3 protein-coding genes and 1 pseudogene are annotated in these 3,979 nt (G+C 48.7%); 1 reads left to right on the forward strand and 3 read right to left on the reverse strand.

Annotated elements, in window-relative coordinates:
• From WBV75_RS09060 to WBV75_RS09070, 3 genes and pseudogenes are all read right to left on the reverse strand, one after another.
• Positions 1-788, reverse strand: a pseudogene (locus WBV75_RS09060) (glycosyl transferase family 1); the annotation flags it as partial.
• Positions 789-797: 9 nt separating this feature from the next.
• A complete protein-coding gene (locus WBV75_RS09065; RefSeq protein ID WP_424120304.1) occupies positions 798-3,227 on the reverse strand; it encodes a hypothetical protein in 2,430 nt (809 codons plus the stop codon).
• A gap of 18 nt (positions 3,228-3,245) precedes the next feature.
• Positions 3,246-3,506: a DUF4834 domain-containing protein gene (locus WBV75_RS09070; protein WP_424120305.1), complete on the reverse strand. Its 261-nt coding sequence runs from the start codon at positions 3,504-3,506 to the stop codon at positions 3,246-3,248.
• A 77-nt stretch (positions 3,507-3,583) separates the two neighbouring features.
• On the opposite strand from WBV75_RS09070, the gene WBV75_RS09075 reads away from it, so the two are divergent.
• Positions 3,584-3,979: transporter (locus WBV75_RS09075; RefSeq protein WP_424120306.1), on the forward strand; the 396-nt coding region annotated here is incomplete at its 3' end.

Raw genomic sequence — 3,979 nt, forward strand, 5'->3', positions numbered from 1 at the left:
GTCCAGAGCGATACAGGATTGCGACCGCTGAGCAAGCTGCCAATATGGGAAATCGTAAAGGGTCCTTGGGGTTGCTCATTGGTATTGCGTTCCACGGAATATCCATTGGTGATAACGTGAATCGGACGGGAGGTACGGTTTTTAAATTCCCCCATGGTCTGTGTGCTTGTCGTAATAATTGCATCTGCCCCCTTGAGTACGTCGGCCTCCATTTGGCGATGTTTTTCCAATGTGTGCCTATTGAGCATCAGGGCGCTGTGATATCCGATAGAGGTCCAGGGATCCCGGAAGTCGGCGATCCACCGTATCTTTTGTAACCTTTTTAACTGCAACCCGATCAGGTGCATACTATGGGGGGGTCCGGTAGTAATCAGGGTGCTTATACCCTCCTTTTCCATAACACCCGAGAGGAAACGAACCGAAGGTTTAACCCAGTATTTCCGGGCATCAGGTATAAAAACATTCCCCCGCACCCACAACATCAGGCGCTCAATTAGGCCGGGCTTCTCCCGGTTGATAATTCCTGAACTAATGCGTTTAGTCCCGGAGCGACTCAGCAAACGCGCGAATCGATAGGGTTCCCATATTTTTTGCCGATAGACCTTTATCCCTTCAGGAAGCTGTTGAACCAGTGAATCATCCCTTAAAGGGTAATTTGGGTTTTCCGGGGTGTAGATCACAGGCTCGATCCCAAATTCCCGCAAATAGCCAGCGAAGTACAACCAGCGTTGAACCCCGGGGCCACCAGCAGGAGGCCAGTAATACGTTACAATAAGTACTTTTTGCATGGGTTATGCTCAGTGACTCCCCCTCTTACGAAATATGCCGATACCTATACCGCCGAGTAACAGTAAAGCCAACACAGCCGTACCTGCCAAGCTGATCTGGCTCCCGATTCGAATGACTTCCGGTTCAAATCTAAAGGTAATCTCATGCCTCCCCCCGGGAATAAACATACCTCTCAGGGCATAATTGACACGAAAATGTGGTTCTGGTTTACCATCGATAAAGGCCTTCCAGCCCTCTGGGTAATACATTTCGGAGAATACCCCCATACCCGCTTCGGGGTTCTCTGAAACATACTCCAGTGCGTTCGCTGAATAGGAAACTAATCGTATTTGAGATGTCGAATCTACTTCGAAAGTACCCGGCACTACTTTCGGGAAATCATTTGTATTGACAATGGCTTGCCGGGCAGGGTCCAGACTGCTTAAGGCCTGAATCGCCTGATCGGCAGATTTCACAGCGGTTAACTGGCTTACAAACCAGGCATTTCCCAGGGCACCCGGATTCAGGGTAGCCCTGGGGTTCCCTTCCTCGTCGGCCTGTATCAGGTATTTCGTATTGAGCATATCCAAAACCCGACGGTTATTCTGGTAGATATGAAACTCAAATAAATCTGACAAACGCTGGGGTTTGGCCGCGTGATATCCTCCGAGTGATTTGTGAAAATAGGAGGTTCGGGCCCCATTGAGACCTTCAGTGGGGTTCAATACCCTGTAATAGGTAGTATCCTGAAGAATTTGCTGATCCGCCTGGGTCATGGGAAAACTATTTCCCAATTGCCTGCGTGTAACAAAATCATCCTTATTGACATAGCGGAGATCCACGGAAACTAAGTCTACCACAATGAGAAGTCCCAGACTCAGTATCATCCATTTCCCGGGCAACCTCTTTTTAAAGTTCAGCCATAAGAGCAGCCCGGCGAAAAGAATAAAAAGCATGGATCTGAAAGTGTCCTGCAAATACACAGTCTCCCGGTCTCTCCGAATTAGATCTACGAGCTCCTCCCCGTAGTAGCGCTCGAGCACCCCGTCGTTTGCCCCGGTAAAATCAAATGCAGATTTCAATAAGAGCAGTACCACCCCGAGACCAATCATCCCCGACAAGGCGATTATCAAAGCCTTGCGTTTCTTTTCAAGGGGCGTTTCAGCGGCCATCCAGGCCCTGATCGCCAGTACGGCCAGAACAGGGACACAGAGCTCGAGAATTACCTGTACGGACGAAACCGCACGAAACTTGTTGTAAAGCGGAAAGTAATCGATCATCAGATCGGTCAGCAGCGAAAAATTCTTTCCCCAGGAGAGTACCAGCGCGATCCCTGAGGCCGCCAACAACCACCAGCGGGTGCGACCTTTGACGAGCAAAAGTCCGAGCAAAAAGAGAAAGAGCACTACCGCTCCAATATACGGCGGGGCAGCCACAATGGGTTGATCCCCCCAATAGAGCTGCAGATTATTGCTAAAATCAAGTGCCTGGGATCGGGATACACCCTGTTCGGTAAGGAATTCGTAAGTACGTGAGTCCTCGCCCAGGGCCTCCACGGATCCTCCCCCAAAGATTCGGGGAACTAATATATTCAGGGATTCCGAAATACCATAACTGTACTGGGTTATATATTCCTTATCTAAACCATCCGTCACCGTTTTTGTGCTTCCGTCGGGATTAATTGACAACACCGAAGGGCCCCTTGTACTCCACTCAGCGTATTCGCGGGTTGCCATAAGGGAAGTGGCATTGACTACAATACCCAACAGGGCTGCGACCAGGAGTAACCCGGAAGCCGTAAAAAAGGCCTTTAATTGCTTATTTTGAATGGCGTCTACAAGATAGGCGACACCCAGGGGGACAACCAAAAACAGGAAATAGTAGGTCATCTGGAAGTGGTTGGCCTGTATCTCGAGAGCCACGGCCAGGGCTGTAAGCAGGAAGCCCCAAAGGTACTTCCCCCTGAAGGCGAGCAGTATTCCCCCCAAAACCACCGGCAGGTAACCGATGGCGTGAGCCTTCGCATTGTGCCCCACGCCCAGGATAACGATCATATAGGTTGAAAAGCCAAAGGCCAGTGCCCCTAAGATAGCGAGGCGATAGTCCAATTTCATACAACCCAACAGGATATAAAAACCCAGGAAATACAGAAAAAGATAGTCTGCGGGACGGGGCAGAAAGCGGATGAGGCGATCCAGTTTTTTAATGTAATCATGCGGGTATCGCGCTCCCAATTGATAAGTAGGCATACCGCCGAAAGCGCTATTGGTCCAATAGGGCTCTTCGTCGAATTGACGTCGAAAATCTTCCTGTTCCTGGGCCATTCCCCTGTACTGGACGATGTCGGACTGGTAGATAACCTTGCCCTGAAGGACAGGATGAAAGTACAGCAAGGCCACTATGGCAAAAAAGGCAAGAGCAAAAAAATGCGTGAGGAAACTCCTGAAAATCGGATTCATAAAGGTATCGAAATCAATTTACTCAATCTCTTCATATTCTATATACTCTCCAACTTTTTTCCCGGAATTTGGCCTCCGGGCAGGCTTCTTATCTATACTGACTTCTCCTTCGGTGCCTGAGGCTTCCCGGGGTTGCTGTGCTTTGGCAGCGGCCTGCTCAAAAAAGTCTCCGGTCTTGCGCCTGGCGTATGCGAGCAACCACGGCCGCAACAACCTGGCGATCAATTTCAACAGAAAGTACCCCAGGAGAATCCATAAAATGGTCTTTAATACCCCCATAATCTCGATTCTAATTATATCAAAATTACAATTCCCGCGTTGTATATAGCGTACAAATGTCCTAAAATATATACAATATGGTAGTTTCCCAAAGATATAAGACCTGGAAAACTCCCCTCTACGCACTGATTCTCTGGTCTGTTTTCTTCAGTATTCAGGGTCATTCCCAATACACAGATGTTATCAACTCCAACCGGCCAGGCGAAACTATCGGTGCTTTTTCTGTGGGAACCGGAATCATTCAGCTGGAATCCGGGGTGTTCTACGAACAACAGAACCACTCCCTTTTCGACACAGATTCAAAAATTTTCGGCCTGAGCCTCAACCTGAGATACGGACTCCTCTTCGAATCCCTGGAGCTTTTTTATGAAGGCATCTATCAAAATCAGGATATTACTTTTAACGCCTCAGGGCTTGAAGATCAGTACAGAGATTTTGGAAGGAATCGCCTGGGATTGAAGTATCTCGTATAC

Origin of the sequence: Robiginitalea sp., from assembly GCF_049588695.1 — a bacterium.
Classification (GTDB): Bacteria; Bacteroidota; Bacteroidia; order Flavobacteriales; family Flavobacteriaceae; genus Robiginitalea.